Source organism: Stenotrophomonas maltophilia (assembly GCF_004920835.1).
Classification (GTDB): Bacteria; Pseudomonadota; Gammaproteobacteria; order Xanthomonadales; family Xanthomonadaceae; genus Stenotrophomonas; species Stenotrophomonas maltophilia_AQ.
In genome coordinates, this window is record NZ_QFHO01000018.1 from 64,398 (window position 1) to 89,783 (window position 25,386).

Consider the following 25,386-nt stretch of genomic DNA (forward strand, 5'->3'; position numbering starts at 1 on the left):
TTGGCGACTACCATGAGCACGCCGGGCATTCCACCGCATCCGGTTATTTGTAGAAATCGCTCCGCCCACCGGGCTGGCGCTTGAAACGGCGGTGGATCCACAGGTACTGGTCGGGCGCCTCGCGCACCATCGCTTCGATGGCCTGGTTGACCCGCGTGGTATCGGCTTCCACGTCTTCGCTGGGGAAATTCTCCAGCGGCGCGCCGATCTTCAGGAAATACTTCCCGCCTTCGCGGCGGTGGAAATACGGGATCACCGCACAGCCGGTCATCCGTGCCAGCTGGTGGGTGGCAGTGATGGTCGACGCGGTGTGGCCGAAGAACGGCACGAACACGGTGTCCTTGCCGCGCATGTCCTGGTCCGGCGCGTACCAGAGGAAGCCGCCCTTCTTCAGGTGGCGCACCGTGGCACGGATGTCTTCGTTGGCGTACATCGCCTTGGCGTAGCGCAGGCGGCCGAACTTCACCGCCCACTCGTACACCGGGTTCTTGTGCTTGCGGTACATGCCCGACAGGTCAACGTAGTCGCACAGCAGGCGGCCACACATCTCCAGGGTCATGAAGTGGCCGGAGACCAGCAGTACGCCGCGACCCTCGGCCTGCATCTGCCGCAGATGTTCCAGACCCTCGATCTGCACCTGCGGGCGGATGCGGTCGATGCTGCCCCACCAGGCGCGGATGCACTCGAACACGCCCACGCCCAGTGCATCGAAGCTGTCGCGGACCAGGCGCTGGCGCCAGGCTTCGTCCCTCTCGGGGAAGCACAGCTGCAGGTTGACCTCGGCGGCGCGGCGACGGCTGCCAAGCAGGCGCCAGCTGATCCAGCCGACGCCACGGCCCAGCGCACGCTGCAGCATCCACGGCAGGCGGGCGATGGCGAAAGCGCCGAACATGACGGCGAACATCGGCCAGTTGCGGGGATCGCGCAGCGACGGGCGGACGGCGGTGGAGGCATCGGACATTCCCCATTCTACCAACCCGGCCGCGTGTCTTTCCCGGGGGGCTCCCGTATCCTTGCCGCATGCGTAAAGACCCTGTCGAATGGATCCTGCGCGGCCTGTATTCAGCCGTGCTCTACATCCTGCTGCCGATCACGGTGTACCACCTGGTCTGGCGGGGTTTCCGGGTCCGTGAATACTTCCGGCGCTGGGACGAACGCTACGCGTCCTACCCGCAGCCCAGCGGACAGCCGCGGGTCTGGCTGCACGCGGTGTCGGTGGGTGAGGTCAACGCCGCCGCCCCGTTGGTGAACGCCCTGCGCCAGCAGCGCCCGGACATCCGCTGGGTCATCACCACCATCACTCCGACAGGCTCGGAGCGCGTGCGCGCGCTGTGGGGCGATGCGCTGGACCATGTCTACCTGCCGTACGACGTGCCGGGCAGCGTCAACCGCTTTCTTGGCCATTTCCAGCCCAGCCTGGCGCTGATCCTGGAAACCGAACTGTGGCCGAACATGCTGTTCGGCTGCCGCGACCGCCGCATCCCGGTCTATATCCTCAATGCCCGCCTGTCGGCGCGTTCGTTGCGAGGCTACCGTTTGCTGGCCGCACTGATCCGCCGCGCGCTGCGCACCGTCACCTGCGTTGCCGCACAGTCGCAGGATGATGCCGAGCGCTTCGTGCAGCTGGGCGCCGTGCCGGAACAGGTGCAGGCGCTGGGCAATCTGAAGTTCGATATCGCTACGCCGGAGGTACAGGGCTTTGTCGAACAGTTCCATGCACGCGTGCCGGCCGGGCGCCCGGTGTGGATCGCGGCCAGTACCCACGACGGCGAAGAACAAGCGGTGGTCGATCTGCATCGACGCCTGCGCCAGCAGCACCCCGGCCTGCTGCTGTTGTGGGCGCCGCGTCACCCCGAGCGTTTCCCCAAAGTGGAAGCCCTGGCCCGCGAACAGGGCTGGAACGTGGCGACCCGTCGCGCGAAGCAGTGGCCCGAGGCCGATACCGATGTGTTCGTCATCGATACCCTGGGCGAGCTGATGCCGTTCTACGCCTGCGCACAGGTTGCGTTCGTCGGTGGGAGCCTGCAGCCGATCGGCGGCCACAACCTGTTGGAACCGGCAGCGATGGGTACGGCGACGGTGACCGGTCCGCACCTGCATAACTTCGCCGAGATCTCGCGACGCATGCGTGAGGCCGGTGCATTGCTGATCGGCGAGGATGTGCAGGCGGTTGGCGATCTGCTGCAGCATCTGCTCGACAGCGTGCAGGCGCGCGAAGAGATGGCGCGTGCCGGGTGCACGTTGGTCAGCAATGGTCGCGGCGCGTTGCAGCGCACGCTGGAGCTGGTTGCGCCGCACCTGCCGCCGCCTCGCCGATAGGCAAGGGGCAGTTTCTCTGCCCGCAGCCGGGCTGTCGTGAACGCCTGCATCAATTCTGCTTAGCGGTTGGATTCCTGTCGCCGCCGGACCGGTTGTGTAGAAGACAGCGTGCGTGCGATCACATCGCGGCATAGACCGCACGGAATCTGATACCGCCCCTTGGCGCGGGCTGCCAGCCTGCGGTCGCCCGCATCTGGGCGGATATCAAGAGGACTTGCGATGGATGGCGGCAGCAGCAGGGATGGCGTCGGCGGACTGCATCCCGGGAAGGAACATCTGGCGGTGGTTGCGTTGACGCTGCTGCTGGGAGGAAACGTGGTGGCGCGGGTCGGCCAGTACACCGCTGCCCAGGCCGGTCCAGCGATCGTGCTCAGTCTGCTTCTGGCCGCATTGGCTGCCGGACTTGTGCTGTGTTGCCTGCAGGTAGTGCGCCAGCAACGGCCAGGCGCGGATGGCCTGCACGGGCTGCTGGTTGCAAGTTGGGGCAGGGGCCTCGCCGGCCTGCTGGGCGCCGTATTGCTGCTGGAGCTGGTGGCGACGGCCGCAGGCGTCGCGCAGTCCGCCGCCCTGCATCTACATGCGGTGCTGGCCAGCCGAGGCATCAGCACGGACAGCTGGCTGCCGGGCCCGTTGCTGGCGGCTGCCGGTGCGCTGTCGTTGGGAATGTTCGCGGTGTTGCCGCCGCGGCGTGCAGCACTGCTGGTCTGCGCGCTGCTGACGGTGAAGATCGGTATTGGTGTGCTGCTGCTGGCGCTGGCGGCGCGGCATGTGCACTACGCTTATTGGATTCCCTGGTTGCCAGAGGCAACCGCGCCCTATCACTTCGGGCTGGGTGGCGTGCTTGCCGCGAGCGTGTCGTTGCTGGGCGTGTTTGCCAGCGTCGGGCTGGCGCTGGGCTTTCCCGGCCTGCGCCTTCGAACGGTATCGCAGCAGTCCAGGGTGCTGGCGGTGATGGTGCTGCTGGCCATGCTGCTGTTGATGCTGCTGGCCGCGCTGCAGGCTGGGCTGGTCGCGTTCCCGGCACTGGACAGCACGCGTCCGTTGTCGGTGGCACTGCAAGGCCATCCGGAACTGCAGTGGCTGCTGCCGCTGCTGCCTTTCGCCGGCATGGCCGGATTGGCGGCGCTGCTACTGGTGCTGGTGTTGCTGGCCGCACATCTGGCAATGGGGATGTGGTCAGTGGCATGGGAAGAGGAACGCGGGCCCAGGAAAACGCTGGCGACCGTGGTCGTCGTTCTGCTCTCGGCCTTGCTGGCGCTATGGGTGCCGATCGGGTGGCTGCCGGTGCTGCCTGGCCCGGTGGCCTTGCTGGTGACGGCAGCGCTGTGCCTGGGAGCGCTGCGCACGCGGCACCGCATCGAGGTGTCGCGCGGCTCGCGATGGTCGGCGACGATGCCGGTGCTTGCGCCCTTGGCGGCGGCACTATGCCTGTTGTCGGCGGTGCTGCAACTGCGCGCATGGCCCGGCTGATGCCGGTAGTTCCGCGTCATGCGTGGATGCGTGTGCATGCGGCGTCCACAAAAAAGCCACCCTCGCGGGTGGCTTCTTCGTTGCCGGCAGGGCGACGACTCAGTTCGTGGTCGTTGCCGGGTTGCCCGCGTCCTGGGTCAGCAGGCGGTTGACGTCCTGCAGCTCGGCCACGTCCAGCGCGCCCAGCGACTGGCTCAGCAGCAAGCGGTTCTGCAGGAAGGTGTAACGGGCCTGTGCATAGTCCAGCTGCGCCGAGAACAGGATGCGCTGGTTCTGGATCACGTCCAGCACGGTACGGGTACCGACTTCCAGGCCGACCTGCGACGCGTCGTACGCGCTCTGCGCCGAAACCACCGCCAGGCGGCGGGCTTCCACTTCGCTGATGCCCTGCACCAGGGTCTGGTAGGCATTGCGGGTGTTGCGGTCCAGGGCACGCTTCTGCTGCTCGTAGCCGTCCTGGGCGATGTCACGCTGGGCCAACGCCTGACGCACGCCGGACTGGGTGGCACCGCCGGAGAAGATCGGCACGCTCAGGGTCAGCCCGATGCTGTTGGTACGAGCGTCCGGCGACAGCGAACCGGCGCCGGTGCTGTCACCCCAGGTCGCGCTCTTGCCCCAGCTGCCGCCCAGCGACAGGGTGGGGTAGTGACCACCACGGGCGGCCTGCACGCCGGCTTCGGCGGCACTTACCTTGAGTTCCTGCGCCTTCAGCGCCGGATTCTGGGTGCTGGCCTGGTGCACCAGCTCGTCGATGTTGCCGCGGTTGGCCGGCACTTCCGGGCGGAAGTCCGCCGGCAGGCCCCGCAGGTTGACCACCGGCTGGCCGGTCAGTTCGGTCAGCGCCTGATAGTTATCGGCCAGGGTGTTCTGCGCAACGATGGTGTTGGCGCGCGCCTGGTCGTACTGGGCGCGTGCTTCGTGCACGTCGGTGATCGGCGCCAGGCCCACTTCCAGGCGCTTGTCGGCGAAGTCGAACTGCTTCTTCGCGGCCGCTTCATTGGTCTGTGCGGCGTTCAGAGATTCGATCGCCACCAGCACGTTGAAGTAGGCCGCCGAGGTGCGCACGATCAGGCTGTCGTTGGCCGAATCGAGGGTGAAGTCCGCTGCCTTGCTCAGTTCGCGCTGCGAACGCAGGTTGTTGATCTGGGTCCAGTTGAACAGCGTCTGGCTGCCGTTGATCGTGTAGTTGCGGCGCTTGCTGGTGACCGTGCCGGAGTTGGCGTCATGGTCGGCTTCGCTGCGCGAGCGGTTCAGTGTGGCCGTGCCGTCGATCTGCGGCAGCAGGGCAGCACGCGCCTGCACGGCGCCTTCCTTGTCGTACAGCCGGGTGGATTCGGCGGCGGACAGCTGCGGGTCACCATTGCGCGCCATTTCATAGACCTGCAGCAGGTCGGCGGCATGGGCGGACAACGGCAGCAGGGCAGTGGCCAGCGCAACAGCGAGGGATCGGCGGATCATTGCGGCTTCCTTGGACTCAGAGGTGGAACTGGGGTGCCGGGGCGGCACCGCGCAGGTAATCGATATCGGTCTCGAACAGGGACTCGCTACTGCCGTCGGCCTTGACCAGCAGGGCCTCCATCGCCGGCGAACGGCCATGGATCACGAACAGGCGACCACCCGGACGCAGCCACGATGCGAACTGTGACGGCACCACGTCGACGGCACCAGTGACACAGATCACGTCAAAGCGGCGTTCGGTCTGCCAGGCCAGGGCGTCGGCCACTTCCACGCGGACGTTGGTGCCCAGGCCGGAAGCATCCAGGCGCGCGCGTGCGGCGGCGGCCAGCTCCGGGTCGATCTCCAGGCTCAGCACGTCGCGCGCCAGCGCGCCAATGCAGGCCGACAGGAAACCGCTGCCGGTGCCGATTTCCAGCACTTCGTCACCCGGCTGCAGGTCCAGTGCCTGCAGGGTACGGCCCTCGATGACCGGCTTCATCATCTTCTGGCCATGGCCGATCGGCAGTTCAACATCGGCGTAGGCCAGCGCCCGGTGCGCGTCGGCGACGAAGGCCTCGCGCGGCAGGCGGGCCAGGACGTCGAGCACCTTGATGTCCAGCACGTCCCAGGGACGGATCTGCTGTTCCACCATCAGTTCGCGGGCGTGGGCGTAATCAATCGTCATGAGGTTCAAATCCAGCGCAGTGGGCCGGCCATTTTACCGGTGCCGGAGGCCGGCGGCGCGCCCAGAGCATCAGCTGCCGGGTAGCCGGGGTCGCAGTGCCGGAAGTCATCGCGACCTCCGGTTCGTTCAGTTTTGGTTATCCGGCCGTCCCGGCCCCTCTTGGCGCGTAGGCGCGCAGGAAGAAGTCGATACTGGCGGTCACGTGGGTGAGAGGGTCGCATTCCACCGGTGACAGTGGCATGCCGCACATCATATGCATGTGCACTTCGCCCTTGACCAGGGTCAGGAACTGCTGGCCGGCCAGGTAATAGTCGGGGATCTCCAGTTCGCCTCGCGCACCGCGCGCGCGCAGGAAGTCGGCCAGGGCCTCGCAGGTGCGCTCCGGACCGGCCTGCCAGAACAGCTCGCGCAAGCGCTCATCGGTTTCCGGCGCCATCATCATGCGCTGGATGGAAATCGCAGCATCGGAGGTGATCAGCTCGAAGAAGGCCAGGCCGATACCGATCAGCTGGTCGCGCAGCGGGCCGTCCGCGTCGGCCACGAACAGCGCGTCAGGCAGCATTTCAATGCATTTTGACTGCACTGCCTCGGAGAACAGGGTCTCCTTGTCGCCGAAGTGGCTGTACACGGTCAGCTTCGAGACGCCGGCCTGAGCGGCGATGGTGTCCATGCTCACACCCGTATAGCCCTGTTCGATGAACAGTGCTTTGGCTGCTTCAAGGATCGCCGCGCGCTTGCCGAGGTCCTTGGGACGCCCGGGTCCGGCGGCCTTGGCAGCGGGCTTGGCCGACGGCTTGCGGGAAGTGGGAGAACTCATCACGACAATACTAGACCAAGCGGTTCGATATTTATACTATACCGACTGGTTCACTAATGTCCGTGTCGCAACAGTATGTTGCCGACGCGTTCCCCCGGATCCCCTTTTCAGGTCTTGTACCTCATGAAGAACATGCGTTGGTTGGGTGTTGGCGTGCTGGCGGTGGTGGTGGCAGCCTGTGGCAGGCAGGCCGCCGAACCGGTGGCGGCCATTCCGGTGCTGGTGGTGCATCCCACCACGCAGGACGGACAGGCGCCGGCGGCCTACCCCGGCGAGGTACGCGCCCGCCAGGAGAGCCCGCTGTCGTTCCGGGTCGGCGGCAACCTGATCAAGCGTCATGTTGACGCCGGGCAGCGCGTGAAGAAGGGCCAGCTGCTGGCCGAGCTGGACGTGGCCGACTACGCCTCGCAGGCAGCCGCCTCGCAGGCGCAGCTGGCGGCGGCGGAAGCCGACCTGGTGCGCGCCCGCGATGACCAGAAGCGCTACGCCAAGCTGGCCGAGGACCAACTTGTCAGCCGCTCGGCGCTGGACCAGCAGACCGCCGCGTTCAAGGCCGCGCAGGGCCAGGCCAATGCCGCCCGCGCCAACCTGGCGGTGGCCCGCAACCAGGCCGAGTACGCGCAGCTGCGCGCGCCGGCCGACGGCGTGATCGCCAGCCGCCAGGCCGAAGCCGGGCAGGTGGTCAGTGCCGGGCAGACGGTGTTCACCCTGGCCGCAGATGGTGGCCGCGAAGTGCTGATCGCGCTGCCGGAAAGCAACATCCGTGATTACAAGGTCGGGCAGCCGGTGCAGGTGGAACTGTGGAACCGCCCGGGCCAGCTGCTGCCGGGCACCCTGCGCGAGATCGCGCCGGCCGCCGACGCGCAGGCGCGCACCTATGCCACGCGGGTCAGCCTGGCGCCGGAAGCCTTGAGCGAAGTCGAACTGGGCCAGAGCGCGCGGGTGTTCGCCGCGGCTGGCCGCAATGGCACCCTGCAGCTGCCGCTCGGCTCGGTGCTGCGCGGCAGTGATGGCAAGGCCAGCGTGTGGGTGGTCAATCCGTCCAATGGTGCGCTGAAGGCCACCCCGGTGACGGTCGGTGCCTATGGTGCGCAGGCGGTGCCGGTGCTGTCCGGCGTGGCCGCGGGTGACTGGGTGGTGGCTGCCGGCGGCCATCTGCTGCGCGAAGGCCAGGTGGTGACGCCGGTCGACCGCCAGAATCGTCCGGTGCTGGCACCGGCGGCCACGCCGGCCGCTGCGCCGGCCGCAGGCAAGGGGCACTGATCCGTGCGCCGCTTCAATCTCTCCGAATGGGCGTTGGGCAATCGCCCGCTGGTGCTGTTTGCGATGCTGGCTTTCGCCGTCATCGGCGCCTGGTCCTACAAGCACTTGGGTCAGTCTGAAGATCCACCCTTCACCTTCAAGGCGATGGTGGTGCGCACAATGTGGCCTGGCGCCACCGCCGAGCAGGTCTCGCGGCAGGTAACCGAGCCGATCGAGAAGGCGCTGATGAACACCGGCGAGTACGAGTTCATCCGCTCGTACTCCCGCCCGGGCGAATCGCAGGTGATCTTCATGGCCCGCGACAGCCTGCGTTCCAAGCAGATTCCCGATCTCTGGTACCAGGTGCGCAAGCGCGTGGGTGACATCAAGGCGACGCTGCCGCGCGAGATCGTCGGGCCGTTCTACAACGATGAGTTCGGCGATACCTTCGGCAACATCTATGCGCTGACCGGCGAAGGCTTCGACTACGCGGTGATGCGCGACTATGCCGACCGCATCCAGCTGGAACTGCAGCGCGTGCCCGACGTCGGCAAGATCGACCTGGTCGGCCTGCAGGACGAGAAGGTCTGGATCGAACTGTCCAACACCAAGCTGGCCACGCTGGGCGTGTCGCTGCAGCAGGTGCAGCAGGCGTTGGCCGACCAGAACGCGGTGACCGCCACCAGCTTCTTCGAGACCCCGACCGATCGCGTGCAGCTGCGCGTGACCGGCCAGTTCGATTCGATCGAAGACATCCGTAAGTTCCCGATCCAGGCCGGCGAGCGGACCTTGCACCTGGGCGACATCGCCGAGGTGAAGCGTGGCTTTGCCGATCCGGCCTCGCCGAAGATGCGCTTCATGGGCCAGGATGCGATCGGCCTGGCGGTGGCGATGAAGGATGGCGGCGACATCCTGAAACTTGGTGCCACCCTGGATGCCGAGTTCGAGCGGCTGCAGAAGACCCTGCCGGCCGGCATGCAGCTGCGCAAGGTGTCCGACCAGCCGCACGCGGTGGAAGAGTCGGTGGGTGAGTTCGTGCAGGTGCTGACCGAAGCGGTGGTGATCGTGCTGCTGGTCAGCTTCTTCTCGCTGGGCCTGCGCACCGGCCTGGTGGTGGGCGTGACCATTCCGCTGGTGCTGGCGATGACCTTCTTCGTCATGCACTACTTCGACATCGGACTGCACAAGATCTCGCTGGGCGCGCTGGTGCTGGCGCTGGGCCTGCTGGTGGACGATGCGATCATCGCGGTGGAGATGATGGCCACCAAGATGGAGCAGGGCTACGATCGCCTGCGTGCGGCCAGTTTTGCCTGGGAATCGACCGCGTTCCCGATGCTGACCGGCACGCTGATCACCGCGGCCGGCTTCCTGCCCATTGCAACGGCGGCCTCAAGCACTGGCGAGTACACCCGTTCGCTGTTCCAGGTGGTGACCATCGCCCTGGTGGTGTCCTGGATCGCAGCGGTGCTGTTCATCCCGTACCTGGGCGACAAGATGCTGCCGGACCTGTTCAATCCGCAGCTGCCCAAGCCGGACAGCCTGGCCGGTCGCTGGCGTGCCAAGCGCCTGCAGTGGGCCGACCGCCATCCGGCGCTCGCGCGCTGGATCGCTCCGAAGGAGCATGCGCACGACCATGACCCGTACCAGCGGCCGTTCTATACCCGCTTCCGGGCTTTCCTGGATACCTGCCTGCGCCATCGCTGGTGGGTGATCGGTGCGACCATCGCGCTGTTCATCGGCTCGCTGATGCTGTTCCGCTTCGTGCCGCAGCAGTTCTTCCCCGATTCCACCCGGCCCGAACTGATGGTGGACATCGAACTGGCCGAAGGCGCATCGCTGGCCGCCACCCAGGCGCAGGCCAGCAAGCTGGAAAAGCTGCTGAAGCAGCGCGAGGGCATCAGCAACTACGTGGCCTACGTCGGCACCGGTTCGCCGCGCTTCTACCTGCCGCTGGACCAGCAGCTGCCGGCGACCAACTTCGCCCAGTTCGTGGTGCTCACCGAAGACGCCAAGGCCCGCGAAGCGACCCGCGACTGGATGCTGAAGGACGTGATCAAGCAGTTCCCGGACGTGCAGATGCGCGTGACCCGGCTTGAGAACGGCCCGCCGGTCGGCTACCCGGTGCAGATGCGTGTATCCGGCGAGCACATCGCACAGGTGCAGGCGATCGCGCGCCAGGTCGAGGCCAAGGTACGGGAGAACCCGCACGTGATGAACGTCAATCTGGACTGGAGCGAGCCGAGCAAAGTGGTGCGGTTGGTGATCGACCAGGACCGAGCACGTGCACTGGGCGTCAGCAGCGCGCAGGTCAGCCAGTTCCTCAGCAGTTCGCTGTCGGGCATGAGCGTCAGCACCTACCGCGAAGGCAACCGCCAGATCGAGATGCTGCTGCGTGGCCCGGACAACGAGCGCGCGCAGCTGGACCTGATCGGCAGCCTGGCGATGCCCACCAGCAGCGGCACGGCGGTGACGCTGTCGCAGGTCGCGCGCCTGGAATACGCCTTCGAGGACGGCATCATCTGGCATCGCAACCGCCTGCCGACGGTGACCGTGCGTGCCGACATCAGCGACGGCATGCAGGCGCTGGACGTGGTGCAGCAGATCGTGCCAACGCTGGACGGCATCCGTGCCGAACTGCCTAGTGGCTACCTGCTGGAAACCGGTGGCTCGGTGGAAGATTCGGCACGTGGGCAGAATTCGATCAAGGCCGGCATGCCGTTGTTCCTGATCGTGGTGGCCACGCTGCTGATGCTGCAGCTGCGCAGCTTCTCGCGCGCGGCGATGGTGCTGGTGACCGCGCCGCTGGGCATCATTGGTGCCACGTTGTTCCTGCTGCTGTTCCGCGCCCCGTTCGGCTTCGTGGCGCTGCTGGGCACGATCGCGCTGGCCGGCATGATCATGCGCAACTCGGTGATCCTGATCGACCAGATCCAGCAGGATATCGACGCCGGGCATGACCGCTGGCATTCGATCATCGATGCGACGGTGCGCCGTTTCCGCCCGATCGTGCTGACTGCATTGGCGGCCGTGCTGGCAATGATTCCGCTCTCGCGCAGTGCGTTCTATGGCTCGATGGCGATTTCGATCATGGGTGGATTGATTGTCGGCACGGTCCTGACGCTGGTGTTCCTGCCGGCGCTGTATGCAGCGTGGTTCCGGGTCAAGCCGGACGAATCCGGGGCGTGACGCCCCGGGTTCTGCGGCCGGGGTCGGATCCCTTTCCCGCTGGGAAAGGGATCCGACCCCATCCACGATGTGCACATCCACGCATGGCGTGGATCTATCGCCGTGGGCCTGGTAGGTGCCAACCTTGGTTGGCACTGCGGCATGTATCCACGCATTGCGTGATCTACTGCAGCTGCAGGCTGTTCCGCAGCAGTGGCAGCAGCCATTCGATGAACACCTGCATGCGTTGCGCACGATGCTGCCGATGCGGCTGCAGCAGGGTCACCGGCAACGATTGCGCCACGTACTGCGGCATCACCTCCACCAGCGCGCCGGAGTGCAGTTCCGCCTGCACGTCGTAACGCGGAATCTGCAGCAGCCCCAGCCCCGCCACGCAACAGGCAATCGACGCCTCGGCGCTGTTCACCCGCACCCAGCCGGGCATCGGCTGCGTACGCAGCTGGCTGCCGTCCTGCCACTCCCACGGTTCCACCCGTGCCGTTGTTGGTGAGGCATAGTTCACTGCGCGGTGCTGCGGCAGATCCGCGGGATGCTGCGGCACTCCGTGCTCACGCAGGTAACTGGGTGCGGCAACGTTGACGAAGTCGAGCTGGCCCAGCGTGCGTGCCACCAGGCTGGAGTCACCCAGGTGGCCAACCCGCAGTACGGCATCGCAACCGTCCTCGATCAGGTTCACCGCGCGATCGGTCATGCCCAGGTCCAGTTCCACCTGCGGGTAGCGCGCAAAGAAATCCGGCAGAGCAGGGGCGAGGATGCGACGGCCGATGCGGCTGGGCACGTCGATCTTCAGCAGGCCCGCCGGCTGCGCATCGTCCTGTCGGAACAGCGATTCGGCGTCTTCAACCTCGGCGATCAGGCGCAGGCAGCGGGCATGGAACACGTCGCCGTCGTGGGTGGTGGACACCCGTCGGGTTGAGCGCTGCAGCAGGCGGGTGCCGAGCCGCTGCTCCAGTTCGGCGATGGCCGCCGATACCGTGGAGCGGGGCAGGCCGAGCTGGTCGGCGGCACGGGTGAAGCTGGCGCACTCCACCACCCGGGTGAAGATGCGGAAGCGATCGATCCGGTCCATTGTTCGCTGGCTCTGGAAAGTTAAGTCAATGTAGCGGGCTTTATCCGGATTTTCTGCACGATATCGTCATCAGGGCAGGTTGCCATCCCGGGCAACCCCTCCCCGAGACCAAGCCATGACTGACCATTCCCTCAAGGGCAAGACCGTGCTGATCGCTGGCGGTGCCAAGAACCTGGGCGGGCTGCTGGCCCGCGACTTTGCCAGCCAGGGTGCCAAGGCCATCGTCATCCACTACAACAGCGCCGCCACCCAGGCTGATGCGGAAGCAACCGTGGCCGCTGTACAGGCCGTCGGCAGCAAGGCCGTGGCCCTGCAGGGCGACCTGACCTCGGCGGCGGCGATGGAACGCTTGTTCGCCGATGCCGTGGCTGCAGTCGGCCGGCCGGACATCGCCATCAACACCGTTGGCAAGGTGCTGAAGAAGCCGATGCTGGAGATCAGCGAAGCCGAGTACGACGAGATGAGCGCGGTCAATGCGAAGACCGCGTTCTTCTTCCTCAAGGAAGCCGGTCGAAACGTCAATGACGGCGGTCGCATCTGCACCCTGGTCACCTCTTTGCTGGGAGCGTTCACGCCGTTCTATTCCAGTTATGCCGGCACCAAGGCGCCGGTGGAGCATTTCACCCGTGCGGCCTCGAAGGAATTCGGTGAGCGCGGTATCTCGGTGACCGCGATCGGCCCCGGTCCGATGGACACGCCGTTCTTCTATCCTGCCGAGAGCGCCGATGCGCAGGCGTACCACAAGACGGCGGCGGCGCTGTCGGCATTCACCCGCACCGGCCTGACCGACATCGCCGACATCGTGCCGTGGATCCGCTTCCTGGTCACCGACGGCTGGTGGATGACTGGCCAGACCATCCTGGTCAATGGCGGTTACACCACCAAGTAGAGACGAATCACCCGCGATTGCGGCGGACCTGAGGCGTCGCGCCATGCTCGACTGCTGTTGCATGAGCCGAGCATGGCTCGGCTCTACAGGTACCGCCGGATGGATCAGGCGAGCTTCGCCAGCACCGCATCCGTGGCGGCGGCGGTACTCACCGCCGTTCCCTTCGCGGCCAGGTCGGCAGTGAACACGCCGTCATCCAGCACCGCATGTACCGCGGCTTCCACCGCAGCGGCTTCTGCTTCCAGGCCCAGCGAATGGCGCAGCAGCATCGCCGCACTGAAGATCGTTGCGTAGGGATTGGCGATGCCCTTACCGGCGATATCCGGCGCCGAACCGTGGATGGGTTCGTAGATGCCGACCGCGCCCGGCTCGCCCAGCGATGCCGACGGCAGCAGGCCCAGCGAGCCGGCCAGCATCGAGGCCTCGTCGGTGAGGATGTCGCCGAACATGTTCTCGGTGACGATCACGTCATACTCGCGCGGCTTGGCCAGCAGGTGCATCGCCATCGAATCGACCAGCTGGTGCTCCAGTTCAACGTCGGGGAATTCCTCGCGGCCGATGCGCGCGGCCACGTCACGCCACAGGCGCGAGGTTTCCAGCACATTGGCCTTGTCCACCGAGGTGACCTTGCCGCGACGCTGCTGCGCCAGGCGGAAGGCACTGCGCAGCACGCGCTCGATTTCCACCACGGTGTAGCGGCACAGATCGCTGGCGCTGTCGGCGTCGCGGGTCTTGTCGCCGAAGTAGATGCCGCCGGTCAGTTCGCGCACGACCACGAAGTCCACCCCCTGCAACAGCTCGGCCTTGATCGGCGAGGCGTGCAGCGCGGCTTCATGGGTTCGCACCGGGCGCAGGTTGGCGTACAGGCCCAGCGCCTTGCGGATCGCCAACAGGCCCTGTTCCGGGCGCACCTTGGCGTTCGGGTCGGACCACTTGGGGCCACCGACCGCACCCAGCAGTACCGCGTTGGCAGCCTGGCAGGCAGCCAGGGTGGAGGCGGGCAGCGGTTCACCATGGCGATCGATGGCAATGCCACCGATATCGTGTTCGCTGAAGGCAAAGGTGTGGTTGAAACGTTCGGCGACGGCCTTCAGGACGGCGACTGCCGCGGCGGCCACTTCCGGGCCGATGCCATCACCGGGCAGGACAACAATCTCAGCGTGCATGCTCACTCTCGTAACGTTCGATTTCAGGGACACGGCCCAACAGATACCCCAACTGGTCGACACCTTCCAGCAGGCAGGTCTGCGAGAAACCATCCAGCGGGAAGGAATAGACGCGACCATCGGGCGTGCGCAGTTCGCGGCTGGCCACGTCGATGGTCAGTTCATCGTCCGGGCGCTGCATCAGCGCCTGCACATCGGCCTCGTCCAGCACGATCGGCAGCAGGCCGTTCTTCAGCGAGTTGCCACGGAAGATGTCGGCGATCTCGCTGCTGACAATGGCACGCAGGCCGAGGTCGGTCAGCGCCCACGGTGCATGCTCGCGCGAGGAACCGCAGCCGAAGTTGCGGCCCGCCAGCAGGATGCTGCGGCCGGCATTGTGCGGTTGGTTGAAGGCGAAGTCCGCCACGGGCGAGCCATCGGCCTGCCAGCGCCAGTCGTTGAACGCATTGCGGCCCAGGCCAGCACGTTCGGTGGTGGACAGGAACCGCGCCGGAATGATCTGGTCGGTGTCGATGTTGGTCTGGCGCAGCACCACGCTGGCCGAGCTCAGGGTGCGGAAGCCGCTCATCAGGCCACCTCCTGGGCGAACAGTTCACGGGCATCGGCAACGTGGCCCTGCACCGCGGCCCAGGCAGCACTCATCGGCGAGGCCAACAGGGTGCGCGAGCCCGGGCCTTGGCGGCCCTCGAAATTGCGGTTGCTGGTGCTGACCGCCAGTTGGCCGGGGGCGACCAGGTCGCCATTCATGGCGATGCACATAGAACAGCCCGGTTCGCGCCATTCGGCACCGGCCGCGCGCACGATCTCATGGATGCCTTCGGCCTCGGCCTGGCGCTTGACGATCTCAGAACCAGGCACCACCAGCATGCGCACGCGCTCGGCGACGCGACGGCCGCGCAGCACCTGTGCCACTTCGCGCATGTCGCTCAGCCGGCCATTGGTGCAGGAGCCCACGAACACCACGTCCACCGGCGTGCCGGCCAGCGTCTGTCCCGCCTGGAAGTGCATGTAATCCAGGCCCTTCTGCGCGGCGGCATCGTTGGCCGCCGGGATCGGCGCATCCACCGCGATGGCGGTGCCGGGATGGGTGCCCCAGGTCAGCGTCGGGCGGATATCGGCGGCGTCGATATGCACCTCGCTGTCGAAGCGCGCGCCTTCGTCGCTGCGCAGTTGCGTCCAGCGTGCGACGGCCGCCTCGAAGTCGGAACCCTTGGGGCCGCGCGGGGTGGCGGCGACGAAATCGAACGTCACCTGGTCCGGCGCGACCATGCCGGCGCGCGCGCCCGCCTCGATCGACATGTTGCACAGGGTCATGCGCTGTTCCATGTCCATCGCTTCGATGGTGCTGCCACGGAACTCGATCACGTGGCCGGTGCCGCCGTTGACGCCGATCACGCCGATGATGTGCAGGACCACGTCCTTGGCGCCGACGCCGGGCGCCAGCGGGCCATCTACGGTGATCGCAAAGGTCTTCGCCTTGCGCTGCAGCAGGCACTGCGTGGCCAGCACGTGGCCGACTTCACTGGTGCCGATGCCGAAGGCCAGCGAACCGAATGCACCGTGGGTGGAGGTATGGCTGTCACCACAGACGATGGTCATGCCCGGCTGGGTGAAACCCTGCTCAGGGGCGATCACATGAACGATGCCGCGATTGTCCGAGGCCATGTCGAACAGTTCGATGCCGTGCTCGGCGCAGTTGCGCGCCAGCGTGGCGACCTGGGCTTCGGAGGCGGCGCTGGCATAGGGCAGCGTGCCGTCGGCACCGGCAGGCAGGGTCGGCGTGGAGTGGTCCATCGTCGCCTTGGTGCGATCCGGTCGCCGCGGAGCCAGGCCGCGCTCGCGCAGCTCGGTGAATGCCTGCGGCGAGGTCACCTCGTGGATCAGGTGCAGGTCGATGTACAGCACGGCGGGCGCGCTGTCGGATTCGGGGACAACCACGTGGGCGTCCCACAGTTTGTCGTACAGGGTGCGGGGTGCGGAAGTCATGCGTGTGCCTGGCAGAAGTACGAAGTTGCGAACATCGGAAAAGATAACGAATGGATCACGTCAGCGGCGACGGGCAAGTACCCGCAACCGCACATAGTCGGCCAGCGGCTGGCCGGCGGCATCGCGCGGCAGCTCGGCCAGCAGGGCGGCAGCGGCCTCGCGCACGGTGGCGCGTGCCTCCGCCGGCAGATCGTCCAGCAGTGGCGCAGCGAACACCCGCAGCCAGCCGGCCACGCCGGTCGGCAGTGCGGTCGGGCGCGGCGTGCACTCGATCAGTTGAACCTGGAAGCCATGCTGGCGCAGGCGGTCGGCATAGGCGTCGGCAGTAGGGAAGTACCACTGGAATGCGCTGGCGCCGTGGCCATGGGCCACGCGTGCGGCCTGCACCGCGGCAATGATCGTGGCCACGTTGCCATGGCCGCCGAACTCGGCAACGAAGCGGCCGCCTGGGCGCAGTGCGCGGCGCACACCTTCCATCACCCGGTCGGGGTTGCTCATCCAATGCAGTGCCGCGTTGCTGAACACCGCATCGAACTCACTGTCGAACGACAGCGCGTGGCCGTCCATCACCTGCGCATCGACGCCGCGTGCACGTGCGGCGATCACCAGCTCCGGCGAAGCATCCACACCGTGGATGCGCGCACCGCTGAGCGCCAACTCAGTGCTGAGCACGCCGTCGCCACAGCCCAGGTCGAGGATGCGTTCACCGGCGCGCGGGTCGAGCAGGCGCGATACCGCGCCGCCGAGCAGCGGCACGAAGCCGGCGTCGATTGCATAATCCTGGGCATTCCAGTGCTGCCCTGCGGGCAGTGCCGTGGTGTCGAAGGCGCTCATGTCGGGTTCCTCAGGCGGTGGCGGGGGCGGCAACGTCGGTGCTGCTGGGGGCGCTGGCCTGGCGCTGGCGCAGCAGGCGGTTGGCCACGTCCAGCCAGGCCAGCGCGGAGGCTTCGATGATGTCCTTGCTGGTGCCGGTGCCGTCGTACTCCACGCCTTCGTGGCGTACGCTCAGGTTGGCTTCGCCGCGCGCATCGGCGCCGATGCCGACGCTGTGCACGTGGTAGCTGTCCAGCATCAGCTGCACGCCAGTGGCCGCCGACAGCGCGCCGAACAGCGCATCGACCGGGCCGTCGCCCTGCGCGGTCTCGGCCACGCGGTTACCGTCCGGGTCGGACAGTTCGACCAGCGCATTGGCGCGGCTGCCGACGTCGCTGATGGTCATCGACGCCAGGCGATAGCCTTGCGTGGTGGAACCGCCCTGCATCAGCGTCTGCAGGTCGGCATCGGTGACCACGCGCTGTTGCTCGCACAGGCCCTTGAACTGCTCGAACACCAGCTTCAGTTCGTCTTCGTCCAGCCAGAAGCCCAGCGCACGCAGGCGCGCTTCGACGGCGGCGCGGCCACTGTGGCGGCCCAGCACCATCTGCGAATCCTCCCAGCCCACGTCTTCCGGACGCATGATTTCGTAGGTGCCGCGGTGGCGCAGCATGCCGTGCTGGTGGATGCCCGATTCGTGGGCGAACGCGTTGGCGCCGACGATGGCCTTGTTGCGCTGTACCGGCATGCCGACCAGGCGCTGCAGCAGCTGCGAGGTGCCGACGATGCGCGGGGTGTTGATCGAACTGTCCTGCTCGTAGAAGGCCTGGCGCACCTTCAGCACCATCGCGATCTCTTCCAGCGAGCAGTTGCCGGCGCGCTCACCGATGCCGTTGACGGTGCATTCGACCTGGCGCGCGCCGCCTTCGACGGCGGCCAGCGAGTTGGCCACGGCCAGGCCCAGGTCGTTGTGGCAGTGGGCGCTGAAGATCACGTTGGCTGCGTTCGGCACATCGGCGACGCCAGCGATGACCTGCTGGAACATCGTGCGGATCTCTTCCGGCGTGGTGAAGCCGACGGTGTCGGGCAGGTTGATGGTGGTGGCGCCGGCAGCGATCGCCACGCGCGAGACCTCGATCAGGTAGTCCAGTTCGGTGCGGGTGGCGTCCTCGGCGGAGAACTCCACGTCGTCGATATACGAACGTGCCAGCGATACGTGCTTGCGTACCGACTCCAGTACCTGCTCGCGGGTCATCCGCAGCTTGTGCTCGCGGTGCAGCGGGCTGGTCGACAGGAACACGTGCAGGCGCGGGTTGGCAGCGGCCTCCAGGGCACGTGCGGAGGTCTCGATGTCGGCCTGCAGGCAGCGCGACAGCACCGCCAGGCTCAGGCTCGGGCGGCGCAGTTCGCGGCCGATCAGCGCCATTGCTTCGCGGTCGGACTGCGAGCTGGCCGGGAAGCCGGTCTCGATGATGTCCACGCCCAGTTCGTCCAGCGCACGCGCCATCACCAGCTTCTGCGGCGGGCTCATGCTGCAGCCGGGGGACTGCTCGCCGTCACGCAGGGTGGTGTCGAAGATGCGGATGCGCGGGGTGGTAATTCGTTCGATGGTGGTCACAGGGAAATCTCCTCGACAGCGGGCGTGACGGCTTGCAGGGGGGAAGGGGAAGAGGTGGGGGGAACGATGGCGCTGGCCTTGCTGGGCGAGCGCGGGGATTCACTGCGCCGTCGCCGCGGTTTGCGCGGTGGGCGTGGGCGGATGTCGGTGAGCAGGCCGGCCAGTACGCCGGCATCGATGTTGCCGCCGGAGACCACCGCGCATTTGCGGCGGCCGGCGACGCGGCGGCCGGCGGCCAATGCCAGCGCACCGGCGCCCTCGGCGATGATGTGTTCTTCCAGCGCCAGGCGGACCAGGGTTTCGCGCAGCTCAGCCTCGCGCACGATCACTACGTCGTCCAGCAGCGAGGTGCACAGGCGGCGGGTCAGGAAGCCGGGGATCTTCACCCGCACGCCATCGGCCAGCGAGGCAACGGGGGCGATCTCGCGCACGTCACCGCGGATCGCGCGTGCCATCGAATCGACACCTTCCACCTGCGCACCGACGACGCGTACGCCCTGCGACTTCAGCGCCAACGCAACGCCGGAGGCCAGCCCGCCGCCGCCGATCGGCACGATCACCACGTCCGGCGCGTGCGCGGCCAGCTCGATGCCGACCGTGCCCTGGCCGGCGATCACGTCGGCATCGTCGAAGGCGGACAGGAAGCGGTAGCCGTGGCGCTGCGCCAGTTCAACCGCGAACGCGTAGGCCTCGTCATAGCTGTTGCCATGCTGGCGCACGGTCGCGCCCCAGTGGGCGACGCCGGCGATCTTGGTGGCCGGCGCGCCGTGCGGCATCACGGTGATGGCCGGTACGTCCAGGCGGTAGGCGGCCCAGGCCACGCCCTGGGCATGGTTGCCGGCCGAGGCGCAGATCACCGGACGGGTGTCGCCGCGCTCGCGCCCGGCCAGCAGCGCGTTGAGCGCACCGCGCACCTTGTAGGAGCCGGTGCGCTGCAGGTTTTCAAGCTTCAGCCAGGTGCCGAAGCGCTCGGCATGGTGCAGCGGCGTGGGCGGCAGGAAGCGGCGCAGGCGTGCCTGCGCTGCCAGTACGTCGGCGACGCTTACGTCGCCGACATCGCTTTCCTTGCTGGTGTCAGCGCCCGGCATGGACCACCAGCGAGGGGCAGGCGACCACCGCGTGCGGGGACGGGCGGCGAAGAAGACGCCTCCGTACCGGCACCGTGTTGGAAACGGTACGGGTGTTCATGCGGATACTCCTTCCAGTGCGGTCATCTGCACCGACACGCAGTCGTAGATCTTTTCCATCTGCCGGCACAGCGTTTCCGCCGGGCGCTGGCCATCCACCACCAGCTGCAGGTGCCAGCGACCATCATCGGCGGCCACCGGCGCACCGCTGATCGCGCACGGTGCGAAGCCGCGACGCTCGGCCATGCCGATCACGCGCAGCAGCGCTCCTTCGGCCGGGTGCAGCACCAGGTCAAGCCGGTATTGCATTGGGGATCTCCTGGCGGGCATGGGCGGGGTTGCTTTCCAGCATCGTGCTGTTGGCGGTGTTCGGCGGCACCAGCGGCCACACGTTGGCGCGTGCATCGATGGCCACGTGCAGCAGCGCCGGGCCCGGTTCGGCCAGCAGCGCGGCCAGCCCACCTTCGACGTCATCGCGTGCATCGATGCGGGTGGCGGCGATACCGAACACCTTGGCCAGCGCCACGAAGTCCGGGTTGTCGGACAGGTCGATCTCGCTGTAGCGCTCGGCGAAGAACAGTTCCTGCCACTGTCGCACCATGCCCAGCGAACTGTTGTCCAACAGCACGATCTTCACCGGCAGGCGGCAGCGGGCAATGGTCGCCAGCTCCTGCACGTTCATCATGAAGCTGCCGTCACCGGACACCAGCACCACGGCGCGATCGGGGCAGGCGAACTGCGCACCCATCGCCGCTGGCAGGCCGAAGCCCATGGTTCCCAGCGCGCCACTGGTCAGGTGGTTGCGTGGGTGATTGAAGCGGCAATGCTGGGCGACCCACATCTGGTGCTGTCCAACGTCACAGGCGATCACCGCATCGGCCGGCGCCAGTTCGCTCAACCGCTTCAGCAGCGCCGGTGCGTAGATGTGCTGGCCGGGTGCGTCGTAGCGTGCGGTGAAGCGTTCGCGATGCTGCGCGCAGCGCTTGCGCCACGCGTCCTGGTGGGCCTTGGGGGAGGGAAAGGCCGCACGCAGGGCACGGATGGCGTGGCCGACATTGCCGGGCACGGCGACATCGGCGCTGCGCAGCTTGGAGATCTCGTAGGCGTCGGCGTCGATGTGGACGACGCGGGCGAACGGTGCGAACTCAGCCAGCTTGCCGGTGGCACGATCATCGAAGCGCGCACCCAGCACCAGCAGCAGGTCACTTTCCTGCACCGCCATGTTGGCCGCGCGGGTGCCGTGCATGCCCAGCATGCCCAGCGAGTGCGGGTGATTGGCCGGCAGCGCGCCCAGTCCACGCAGGGTCATCACGGTGGGGATGGCGCTGGCCTCGACGAAGTCACGCAGATCCTGCACCGCATCGCCCAGTGCGATGCCACCACCGGCGTAGACCACTGGTTTTTCGGCCGCCGCCAGTGCGGCAATGGCCTCGGCGATGGCCGCGTCGGCGGGGGCCGGCGGCGGTTCCACATGGGCCGGCATATGCGCCGGCAGGTGGCTGGCATCGGCCAGCTGCACGTCCTTGGGCAGATCGATCAGCACCGGGCCGGGACGGCCTTCGCGGGCGATGCGGAAGGCATCGGCGACCACGCGCGGCAGGTCGTCGACGCTGCGCACCAGCCAGCTGTGCTTGACGATCGGCATGGTCAGGCCGAACACGTCCAGTTCCTGGAACGCATCGGTGCCCAGCAGCGGCGTGGCGACCTGGCCGGTGATGCAGACCATCGGCACCGAATCGAGCATCGCATCGGCGATGCCGGTGACCAGGTTGGAGGCGCCCGGGCCGGAAGTGGCCACGCAGACGCCGACCTGGTTGCTGGCGCGTGCGAAGCCGTTGGCAGCCAGCGCCGCGCCCTGCTCATGACGTACCAGGATGTGCTTCAGCGAAGAATCCACCAGCGCGTCGTAGAACGGCATGATGGTGCCGCCGGGATAACCGAACAGCGTGCGGACGCCTTCGGCCTCCAGCGCCTGGGTCAGCCAGCGCGCGCCGTTGGCTGGCGCGCTGCGGTGTGTGGAAGAGTTCATGGGGGAACCTTGCAAAGCGGGTGGGGGAGGCCGCGTGGTTACGCGGCCTGTCCTTGCAACCAGACCATCTTGGCGCGCAGTTCCTTGCCTACCTTCTCAATCGGGTGCTCCAGGTCGGCCTGCTTGAACTTGTTGTAGTTCGGCAGGCCCGCTTCGTACTCGGCTACCCAGTTCTTGGTGAAGGTGCCGTCCTGGATGTCCTTCAGTACTTCCTTCATGCGCGCCTTGGTACCGGCGTCGATCACCCGCGGGCCACTGACGTAGTCGCCGTACTGCGCGGTCTCGGAGATGAACTCCAGCATCCGCGAGATGCCGCCTTCGTAGAACAGGTCGACGATCAGCTTCAGTTCGTGCAGCACTTCGTAGTAGGCGATTTCCGGCTGGTAACCGGCTTCCACCAGCGTCTCGAAGCCGGCCTGCACCAGTGCCGATGCACCGCCGCACAGCACCGCCTGCTCACCGAACAGATCAGTTTCGGTCTCTTCCTTGAAGGTGGTCTGGATCAGGTTGGCGCGGGCGCCGCCCAGGCCGGCGGCATAGGCCAGGGCGTACTCGGCGGCCTTGCCGCTCTTGTCCTGGTAGACCGCCCAGATGCAGGGCACGCCGCGACCGATTTCGTACTCGCGGCGCACCAGCGCGCCGGGGCCCTTGGGTGCGACCAGCACCACGTCCAGATCCTCGCGCGGCTTGATCATGTCGAAGTGCACATTCAGTCCGTGCGCGAACAGCAGCACCGCGCCCTGCTTCATGTTCGGTGCCAGCACGTCCTCGTACAGCTTCTTCTGCACCATGTCCGGGGTCAGCACCGCGACCAGGTCGGCATCCTTCACCGCATCGGCCGGTGCCTTCACGGTAAAGCCATCGGCCTGTGCCTTGACCTCGGTGGGGCCGCCCGGACGCAGGCCTACCACCACATCGAAGCCGGATTCACGCAGGTTCAGCGCGTGCGCGCGGCCCTGGCTGCCGTAGCCGATGACAGCGATCTTGGTCTGGGGCAGGTCGTTGGTGCTCATGGGGGAGGTTCCTTGCGGTGGGAAGAAAAAAGAACGGCCGGTCGTCGTAGTGACGTACCGGCCGGTCAGGGGAAAGCGGTGGGGGAGGCACCATGCATCGCACAGGCACAGCCACCACGAGGTGTCGCGGTGGTGCTGGTCCTGGTTTTGAAGGTGGCGTTGTTCATGGTGGTTGCGTCTGAAACCAGGTCCTGAAATGAAAAAACCCGCACCTGGACGGGTGCGGGTTTTTGAAGAGTTCCGGTGTGTTTGTTGCTTACACGCTGGCTCGTCCCGCACCTGTTGGTTGGGTAATAAGTACGAGCACAAGAATCGAACGCAGCGAGGCGGCGCCGGTGTCGGCGGCTTCGATGTGGGTTCGCGGTGGCGTGTTGTGATGCAACATGTGATCGAGAGAAACACAGCCGTTTCGGCGATGTCAACCCTTGCGATGGAATTTCCATCGGTTGCCGCTGCATCCAGTTCAATCGCTTGCAGCACAAGGATGGTTGCCGATGAAAGTGTTTCGGTGAACCCAAATTCACTCCTTTCAGCGGGTTTTTTGCGCGGATTCCGGCGGATTTTCACCTTGGTGGGTGCGGACCTTGGTCCGCACCGGATACACAGAAGTCGGGAACAGTGCGGACCCAGGCCAGCACCCACCCCAGAATCAACGTCCATGACCTCTGCCCGATACCACGTGAAGGCCGCAGCGGCGAAGATCGGGGAACCACCCTTCCATCGGAACCCGACCGTGTCCCGACGCCTTGCCCGTTCCCTGCTCGCCGCCGCCGTGCTGGCTGCCGTACCCGCGCTGTCCTTTGCCGCTGACCGCATTACCGGTCATACCTTCGCCACCCGATCGGAGGTGATCGCCCCGCACGCGATGGCGGCCACTTCGCAGCCGCTGGCCACCCAGATCGCGCTGGACGTGATGAAAGGGGGCGGCTCGGCGGTGGATGCCGCGATCGCCGCCAACGCCGCCCTTGGCCTGATGGAGCCGACCGGCAACGGCATCGGCGGCGACCTGTTCGCCATCGTCTGGGACCCGAAGACGCAGAAGCTGTACGGCTACAACGGCTCGGGCCGCTCGCCGAAGTCGCTCACCCTGGCCGAGTTCCAGCGCCGTGGCCTGAAGGACATCCCGGCCACCGGTCCACTGCCGGTGTCGGTACCGGGCGCTGTCGACGGCTGGTTCGCACTGCACGACCGCTTCGGCCGCAAGCCGATGGCCGACAACCTGGCACCGGCCATCCGCTACGCCCGCGACGGTCACCCGGTGGCTGAAGTGATCGCCTACTACTGGGACCGCTCGGTGCCCAAGCTGTCGCAGTACCCGGGCTTCAAGGAACAGTTCACGATCAACGGCCACGCCCCGCGCAAGGGCGAGATGTGGAAGAACCCGAACCTTGCCGACACCCTGCAGAAGATCGCCGACGGCGGCCGTGATGCCTTCTACAAGGGCGACATCGCCCACACCATTGGTGACTACTTCAAGGCCAATGGCGGCTACCTGAGCTACCAGGACATGGCCGACCATCATGGCGAGTGGGTCGAGCCGGCCAGCAGCAACTACCGTGGCTACGACGTGTGGGAACTGCCGCCGAACAGCCAGGGCATCGCCGCGTTGCAGATCCTCAATGTGCTGGAAGGCTACGACTTCTCGAAGATCCCGTTTGGTTCACCGGAGCATGTGCACCTGTTCGTTGAAGCGAAGAAGCTGGCCTTCGCCGACCGCGCGCGTTTCTACGCCGACATGGCGTTCCAGCCGGCACCGGTGCAGAAGCTGATTTCCAAGGAGTACGCCGCGCAGCGCCGCGCGCTGATCTCGATGGACAAGGCGTTGAAGGAAGTGCAGCCGGGCACGCCGAAGCAGCTGGAGCAGGGCGACACCATCTACATGACCGTGGCCGACGCCGACGGCATGATGGTGTCGTTGATCCAGTCCAATTATCGCGGCATGGGCAGCGGCATGGCGCCGCCGGGGCTGGGCTTCATCCTGCAGGACCGTGGCGAGATGTTCGTGCTGCAGAAGAATCATCCCAACGGCTACGCGCCGGGCAAGCGCCCGTTCCAGACCATCATTCCGGCCTTCATCACCAAGGGCGGCAAGCCGTACGCGAGCTTCGGCGTGATGGGGGGCGCGATGCAGCCGCAAGGCCACGCACAGATCGTGATGAACCTGGTGGACTTCGGGATGAACCTGCAGGAAGCCGGCGATGCGCCGCGCATCCAGCATGAAGGCTCGACCGAACCGACCGGACAGGCCACGGCAATGAGCGATGGTGGCGAAGTGAATCTTGAAACCGGCTTCCCGTACGAGACGGTGCGTGCGTTGATGCGCAAGGGGCATCGCATCGTGTTCGCCGATGGTCCGTATGGCGGGTACCAGGCGATCATGCGCGATCCCGAGACCGGGGTGTATTACGGTGCGTCGGAGAGTCGAAAGGATGGGCAGGCGGCGGGGTATTGAGGTTTCCCGGCCACCGGGCTGAGCCCCCTCTGCGGTGTCGGTTCAGAAGCTGGATTGCGTGATTGGGC

At 66.7% G+C, this 25,386-nt stretch carries 20 protein-coding genes; 6 read left to right on the forward strand and 14 right to left on the reverse strand.

Annotated elements, in window-relative coordinates:
* Positions 1-43: 43 nt before the first annotated feature.
* Positions 44-961 carry an LpxL/LpxP family Kdo(2)-lipid IV(A) lauroyl/palmitoleoyl acyltransferase gene (locus DI041_RS13755; protein WP_136638942.1) on the reverse strand — a complete coding sequence of 306 codons (918 nt, stop codon included), beginning with the start codon at positions 959-961 and terminating at the stop codon, positions 44-46.
* A 59-nt stretch (positions 962-1,020) separates the two neighbouring features.
* Here DI041_RS13755 and waaA point away from each other — a divergent pair, with 59 nt between their 5' ends.
* Positions 1,021-2,319: a lipid IV(A) 3-deoxy-D-manno-octulosonic acid transferase gene (waaA, locus tag DI041_RS13760; RefSeq protein WP_046985259.1), complete on the forward strand. Its 1,299-nt coding sequence runs from the start codon at positions 1,021-1,023 to the stop codon at positions 2,317-2,319.
* Between the two features lie 219 nt (positions 2,320-2,538).
* On the forward strand, positions 2,539-3,789 hold the full coding sequence (locus tag DI041_RS13765) for a hypothetical protein (protein WP_046985260.1): 1,251 nt from the start codon (positions 2,539-2,541) through the stop codon (positions 3,787-3,789).
* Between the two features lie 99 nt (positions 3,790-3,888).
* Here the strand turns inward: DI041_RS13765 and DI041_RS13770 are convergent, their stop codons facing one another.
* The 3 genes from DI041_RS13770 to DI041_RS13780 form a co-directional block, all read right to left on the reverse strand.
* Positions 3,889-5,247, reverse strand: a complete 1,359-nt coding sequence (locus tag DI041_RS13770) for a TolC family outer membrane protein (RefSeq protein ID WP_046985261.1) — start codon at positions 5,245-5,247, stop codon at positions 3,889-3,891.
* A gap of 16 nt (positions 5,248-5,263) precedes the next feature.
* Positions 5,264-5,911 carry a protein-L-isoaspartate O-methyltransferase family protein gene (locus tag DI041_RS13775; RefSeq protein WP_006390984.1) on the reverse strand — a complete coding sequence of 216 codons (648 nt, stop codon included), beginning with the start codon at positions 5,909-5,911 and terminating at the stop codon, positions 5,264-5,266.
* 136 nt (positions 5,912-6,047) lie between these two features.
* Positions 6,048-6,728 (reverse strand): TetR/AcrR family transcriptional regulator, encoded by a 681-nt coding sequence (locus tag DI041_RS13780; protein WP_046985263.1) that lies wholly within the window; start codon positions 6,726-6,728, stop codon positions 6,048-6,050.
* 123 nt (positions 6,729-6,851) lie between these two features.
* On the opposite strand from DI041_RS13780, the gene DI041_RS13785 reads away from it, so the two are divergent.
* The gene (locus tag DI041_RS13785) at positions 6,852-7,991 is read left to right on the forward strand and encodes an efflux RND transporter periplasmic adaptor subunit (protein WP_012512046.1); all 1,140 of its coding nucleotides are present in this window, start codon (positions 6,852-6,854) and stop codon (positions 7,989-7,991) included.
* A 3-nt stretch (positions 7,992-7,994) separates the two neighbouring features.
* Positions 7,995-11,156 carry an efflux RND transporter permease subunit gene (locus DI041_RS13790; protein ID WP_046985265.1) on the forward strand — a complete coding sequence of 1,054 codons (3,162 nt, stop codon included), beginning with the start codon at positions 7,995-7,997 and terminating at the stop codon, positions 11,154-11,156.
* A 163-nt stretch (positions 11,157-11,319) separates the two neighbouring features.
* Here the strand turns inward: DI041_RS13790 and DI041_RS13795 are convergent, their stop codons facing one another.
* Positions 11,320-12,225: a LysR family transcriptional regulator gene (locus DI041_RS13795; protein WP_136638941.1), complete on the reverse strand. Its 906-nt coding sequence runs from the start codon at positions 12,223-12,225 to the stop codon at positions 11,320-11,322.
* A gap of 115 nt (positions 12,226-12,340) precedes the next feature.
* On the opposite strand from DI041_RS13795, the gene DI041_RS13800 reads away from it, so the two are divergent.
* Complete coding sequence (locus tag DI041_RS13800; RefSeq protein ID WP_046985267.1) at positions 12,341-13,114, forward strand: SDR family oxidoreductase; 774 nt, start codon at positions 12,341-12,343, stop codon at positions 13,112-13,114.
* 104 nt (positions 13,115-13,218) lie between these two features.
* Here DI041_RS13800 and leuB read toward each other — a convergent pair whose 3' ends face one another.
* From leuB to ilvC, 9 genes are all read right to left on the reverse strand, one after another.
* Positions 13,219-14,280, reverse strand: a complete 1,062-nt coding sequence (gene leuB, locus DI041_RS13805; protein WP_046985268.1) for a 3-isopropylmalate dehydrogenase — start codon at positions 14,278-14,280, stop codon at positions 13,219-13,221.
* Positions 14,270-14,848 (reverse strand): 3-isopropylmalate dehydratase small subunit, encoded by a 579-nt coding sequence (gene leuD / locus DI041_RS13810; protein WP_136638940.1) that lies wholly within the window; start codon positions 14,846-14,848, stop codon positions 14,270-14,272. The genes leuB and leuD overlap by 11 nt, the downstream gene beginning before the upstream one ends.
* A complete protein-coding gene (leuC, locus tag DI041_RS13815; RefSeq protein ID WP_136638939.1) occupies positions 14,848-16,266 on the reverse strand; it encodes a 3-isopropylmalate dehydratase large subunit in 1,419 nt (472 codons plus the stop codon). The genes leuD and leuC overlap by 1 nt, the downstream gene beginning before the upstream one ends.
* A gap of 60 nt (positions 16,267-16,326) precedes the next feature.
* Positions 16,327-17,100: a class I SAM-dependent methyltransferase gene (locus tag DI041_RS13820; protein WP_136638938.1), complete on the reverse strand. Its 774-nt coding sequence runs from the start codon at positions 17,098-17,100 to the stop codon at positions 16,327-16,329.
* Between the two features lie 10 nt (positions 17,101-17,110).
* Positions 17,111-18,697: a 2-isopropylmalate synthase gene (locus tag DI041_RS13825; protein ID WP_136638937.1), complete on the reverse strand. Its 1,587-nt coding sequence runs from the start codon at positions 18,695-18,697 to the stop codon at positions 17,111-17,113.
* Complete coding sequence (locus tag DI041_RS13830; protein ID WP_136640140.1) at positions 18,694-19,785, reverse strand: threonine dehydratase; 1,092 nt, start codon at positions 19,783-19,785, stop codon at positions 18,694-18,696. The genes DI041_RS13825 and DI041_RS13830 overlap by 4 nt, the downstream gene beginning before the upstream one ends.
* 96 nt (positions 19,786-19,881) lie before the next feature.
* Positions 19,882-20,133, reverse strand: a complete 252-nt coding sequence (locus DI041_RS13835) for an ACT domain-containing protein (RefSeq protein WP_012512039.1) — start codon at positions 20,131-20,133, stop codon at positions 19,882-19,884.
* A complete protein-coding gene (ilvG, locus tag DI041_RS13840) occupies positions 20,117-21,853 on the reverse strand; it encodes an acetolactate synthase 2 catalytic subunit (protein ID WP_136640076.1) in 1,737 nt (578 codons plus the stop codon). Before ilvG ends, DI041_RS13835 begins: the two co-directional genes overlap by 17 nt.
* A gap of 38 nt (positions 21,854-21,891) precedes the next feature.
* On the reverse strand, positions 21,892-22,866 hold the full coding sequence (ilvC, locus tag DI041_RS13845; RefSeq protein WP_136640075.1) for a ketol-acid reductoisomerase: 975 nt from the start codon (positions 22,864-22,866) through the stop codon (positions 21,892-21,894).
* A 733-nt stretch (positions 22,867-23,599) separates the two neighbouring features.
* Here ilvC and ggt point away from each other — a divergent pair.
* Complete coding sequence (gene ggt / locus DI041_RS13850; RefSeq protein ID WP_136640074.1) at positions 23,600-25,318, forward strand: gamma-glutamyltransferase; 1,719 nt, start codon at positions 23,600-23,602, stop codon at positions 25,316-25,318.
* The last annotated feature ends 68 nt before the right edge of the window (positions 25,319-25,386 follow it).